Annotated in this window: 5 protein-coding genes; all 5 read left to right on the forward strand. The window is 65.7% G+C overall.

Going from position 1 to position 3,651, the window contains the following annotated elements; genetic code table 11:
- The first annotated feature begins 195 nt into the window (after positions 1-195).
- Positions 196-1,056 carry a transporter substrate-binding domain-containing protein gene (locus JMF90_RS28665; protein ID WP_012337095.1) on the forward strand — a complete coding sequence of 287 codons (861 nt, stop codon included), beginning with the start codon at positions 196-198 and terminating at the stop codon, positions 1,054-1,056.
- Positions 1,057-1,156: 100 nt separating this feature from the next.
- Positions 1,157-1,879 (forward strand): ABC transporter permease, encoded by a 723-nt coding sequence (locus JMF90_RS28670; RefSeq protein WP_006481063.1) that lies wholly within the window; start codon positions 1,157-1,159, stop codon positions 1,877-1,879.
- A 12-nt stretch (positions 1,880-1,891) separates the two neighbouring features.
- On the forward strand, positions 1,892-2,638 hold the full coding sequence (locus JMF90_RS28675; protein WP_200161135.1) for an ABC transporter permease: 747 nt from the start codon (positions 1,892-1,894) through the stop codon (positions 2,636-2,638).
- A 27-nt stretch (positions 2,639-2,665) separates the two neighbouring features.
- Entirely contained in the window at positions 2,666-3,457 is a 792-nt protein-coding gene (locus tag JMF90_RS28680; protein WP_201317234.1) for an ABC transporter ATP-binding protein, read from the forward strand.
- A 7-nt stretch (positions 3,458-3,464) separates the two neighbouring features.
- A partial coding sequence (locus JMF90_RS28685) for an aromatic amino acid lyase (RefSeq protein ID WP_201325734.1) occupies positions 3,465-3,651 on the forward strand: 187 nt, incomplete at its 3' end.

The raw sequence follows: 3,651 nt of genomic DNA on the forward strand, positions 1-3,651 counted from the left end.
CACCAAACGTGTGCCGGAATTCCCCGTGACGATGCACGCCAGACCCTTGAAATTAGGGGATTTCCCGCGTTTCCGCGGTTTTTATTGATCACCGCTTGTCTCGCTGTTTTTCTTCTTGCATGCTTGTATAGACAAATTCCTGAGGCGGCTTGCTGCACCGAAGGGATGGCGAACTTCAACGCAAGGAGAAATCTCGTGAACGGCAAGCGCATCAAGTGGGCAATCAGGACGATCGGCGTCATCGCGGCTGCGGCGGCAACGCTCGCGGCGCCGGTGCAGGCAAAGGAATGGAAGACGGTGACGGTCGCGCTCGAAGGCGGCTACGCGCCGTGGAACCTCACGCTGCCGGGCGGCAAGCTGGGCGGTTTCGAGCCGGAGCTGCTCGCCAACGTGTGCGAGCGCATCAAGGTGCAGTGCAACATGGTCGCGCAGGACTGGGACGGGATGATTCCGGGCCTGCAGGCCGGCAAGTTCGATGTCCTGATGGATGCCATTTCGATCACGCCGGAGCGCGAAAAGATCCTGCTGTTCTCGCGTCCGTATGCGGCGACGCCGGCGACGTTCGCCGTCACCGATACGAAGATCCTGCCGAAGGCCGCGCCCGGCGCACCGATCGTCAAGCTCACAGGCGACGCCAACGCGGACAAGCCTACCGTCGACACGCTGCGCAAGCAGCTGAAGGGCAAGACGATCGGTATCCAGTCGGGCACCGTCTACACGAAATTCATCAACGACAGCTTCAAGGACATCGCGTCGATTCGCGTGTACAAGACGTCGCCCGAACGCGATCTCGATCTGGTCGCCGGGCGCATCGATGCATCGTTCGACGACGTCACGTACTACGCGGCGAACAACGCGAAGAAGGACAACGCATCGATCGTGCTCGCGGGGCCGAAGCTCGGCGGCCCGATCTGGGGGCCGGGCGAAGGGCTCGCGTTCCGCAAGCAGGATGCCGACCTGAAGACGAAGTTCGATACGGCGATCGCCGCGGCGCTCGCGGACGGCACCGTGAAGAAGCTCGCCGACAAGTGGTTCAAGACCGACGTCACGCCGTAAGCGCTGCGCGTTCGGCCGCCGCCGCGTAAGTTCGTCGAACGACGCGCGGCGCGGCGGCACGCATCCAGCGGATTCACTCAACGCATGCAGGGAGGCACGCATGGCGATTCTTGAAATGCTCGGCTTCGGTACCGAAGGCTGGGGCGGTGTGCTGCTGCTCGCCGCATTGATGACGGTCGCGCTGACGCTCGCCGCGCTCGCGGTCGGCGCCGTGATCGGCGCGGCGATCGCGGCGGCGAAGCTGTCGCGCTACCGCACCCTCCGCCTGCTCGGCGATCTGTATACGACGGTATTTCGCGGCGTGCCCGAACTGCTCGTCATCTATCTGTTCTACTTCGGCGGCTCGACGCTCGTGACGGCCGTCGGCCAGTGGTTCGGCGCGGAAGGCTTCATCGGCGTACCGCCGTTCGTGATCGGTGCGCTCGCGGTCGGGATGATCTCGGGCGCCTATCAGGCAGAGGTCTATCGCGCGGCGGTGCTCGCCGTGTCGAAAGGCGAGCTCGAAGCGGCGCGCTCGATCGGCATGCCGCGCAGCATGGTGCTGCGGCGCATCCTGGTTCCGCAGGTGCTGCGCTTCGCGTTGCCCGGTATCGGCAACGTGTGGCAACTGAGCCTGAAGGATTCCGCACTGATCTCGGTCACCGGTCTTGCCGAGTTGCTGCGCACGAGCCAGATCGCTGCCAATTCGACTCACCAGTACTTCGTGTTCTTCGTCGCGGGCGGTGCGTTGTATCTGCTGATGACGGGCTTGTCGAACCGTGTGTTCAACCGGGCCGAGGCGATCGTCGGCCGGTCGTTCCGCCGCAATTTCGCGCGCAACTGACGGAGTACGGGCATGTCCATCGATTTCGCTTTTCTCCTCGATACGCTGCGCCAGCTGCTCGCGGCCGTGCCGACCACGCTCGGCCTGTTCTTCGCATCGCTCGTGCTCGGCGGCCTGCTGTCGCTCGTGATCGTCACGATGCGCGTGTCGCCGCGCTGGCTGCCGAACCGCTTCGCGCGGGCCTACATCCTCGTGTTTCGCGGCTCGCCGCTGCTGATCCAGATGTTTCTCGTGTATTACGGGCTCGGCCAGTTCGGCGTGATCCGCGAGAGCTTCATGTGGCCGCTGCTGCGCGAGCCGTACGTCTGCGCGGTGCTGTCGCTCGCGCTGTGCACGGCCGGCTACACGGCCGAGATCCTGCGCGGTGGGCTGATGGCCGTACCGGTCGGGCAGATCGAGGCCGGGTATTCCATCGGCCTGTCGGGCTTCTCGCTGCTGCGGCGCGTGATCGGCCCGATCGCGTTGCGCCAGTGTCTGCCCGCGTATTCGACCGAAGCCGTGCTGCTCGTCAAGTCGACCGCGCTGGCGAGCCTCGTCACGGTATGGGAAGTGACGGGCGTCGCGCAGCAGATCATTCAGCAAACCTACCGGACGACCGAAGTGTTCGTCTGCGCGGCCATCATCTATCTGGGCCTGAACTTCATCGTCGTGCGCCTGCTCGGCGCGCTCGAATGGCGGCTCTCGGGGCACCTGCGTGCGCCGAAGCCGTCCGGCGCGCCTGCCGCGGCGACCCGCAATGCCCGGCGCGTCGCGTCCTGAGCGCGCCATTCTTTCCAGGAGAAACCGATGAACACCGCTGCTCCCGTTGCGCTGTCGGTCAGAAACATCCACAAGTCGTTCGGCGATCACCATGTGCTGAAGGGCATTTCGCTCGACGCGCACGAGGGCGACGTCATCTCGATCCTCGGCGCGAGCGGATCGGGCAAGAGCACGTTCCTGCGTTGCCTGAACCTGCTCGAGACCCCCGACGACGGCTCCGTCGCGCTCGCGGGCGAAGAGCTGGCGATGAAGCGCGCACGCGACGGCAAGCTGCATCCGAGCGACCGGCGCCAGGTCGACCGGATTCGCTCGCAGCTCGGCATGGTGTTCCAGAACTTCAACCTGTGGTCGCACATGACGGTGCTTGACAACCTCGTCGAAGGGCCGCTGCGGGTGCAGAAGCGCAGTCGCGCGGAAGCGGTGGAGGAAGCCGAGGCGCTGCTCGCACGCGTTGGCCTCGCGGACAAGCGCGGCTACTATCCCGCGCACCTGTCGGGCGGCCAGCAGCAACGTGTCGCCATTGCCCGCGCGCTGGCGATGCATCCGAAGGTGATGCTGTTCGACGAACCGACGTCGGCGCTCGACCCGGAGCTGGTCGGCGAGGTGCTGCGCGTGATGCGCTCGCTGGCGGAAGAGGGGCGCACGATGCTGGTCGTCACGCACGAAATGGGCTTTGCACGCCACGTGTCGAACCGCGCGATGTTCCTGCATCAGGGCGAGGTCGATACGGACGGGACGCCCGACGAAGTCTTCGGCGGCCAGACCTCCGAGCGCTTCCGGCAATTCGTGTCGAGCCACCACGACCGCACCACGAACTGAGGCTACCATGACCGTATTCCGTGCGGCGCAGCCGCTCGACTGGCGACAGGTTGCGGCGGTGGCGGCCGGCGAGCCCCTGGCATTGGCCGACGAGACGCGCGCGCGGGTCGTGGCCGCTCGCGAACTCGTCGACGAGATCGTCGCGCGCGGAATTCGCGCCTACGGCGTCAATACCGGCGTCGGCGCGCTGTGCG

The sequence above is a fragment of the Burkholderia sp. E168m23 genome, from assembly GCF_016586125.1.
Classification (GTDB): domain Bacteria; phylum Pseudomonadota; class Gammaproteobacteria; order Burkholderiales; family Burkholderiaceae; genus Burkholderia; species Burkholderia orbicola.

Excerpts from the sequence above, each read along its gene's own strand:
- JMF90_RS28670 (WP_006481063.1), top strand. The coding sequence starts at position 1,157 with ATGGCGATTCTTGAAATGCTCGGCTTCGGTACCGAAGGCTGGGGCGGT.
- JMF90_RS28675 (WP_200161135.1), top strand. The coding sequence starts at position 1,892 with ATGTCCATCGATTTCGCTTTTCTCCTCGATACGCTGCGCCAGCTGCTC.
- JMF90_RS28680 (WP_201317234.1), top strand. The coding sequence starts at position 2,666 with ATGAACACCGCTGCTCCCGTTGCGCTGTCGGTCAGAAACATCCACAAG.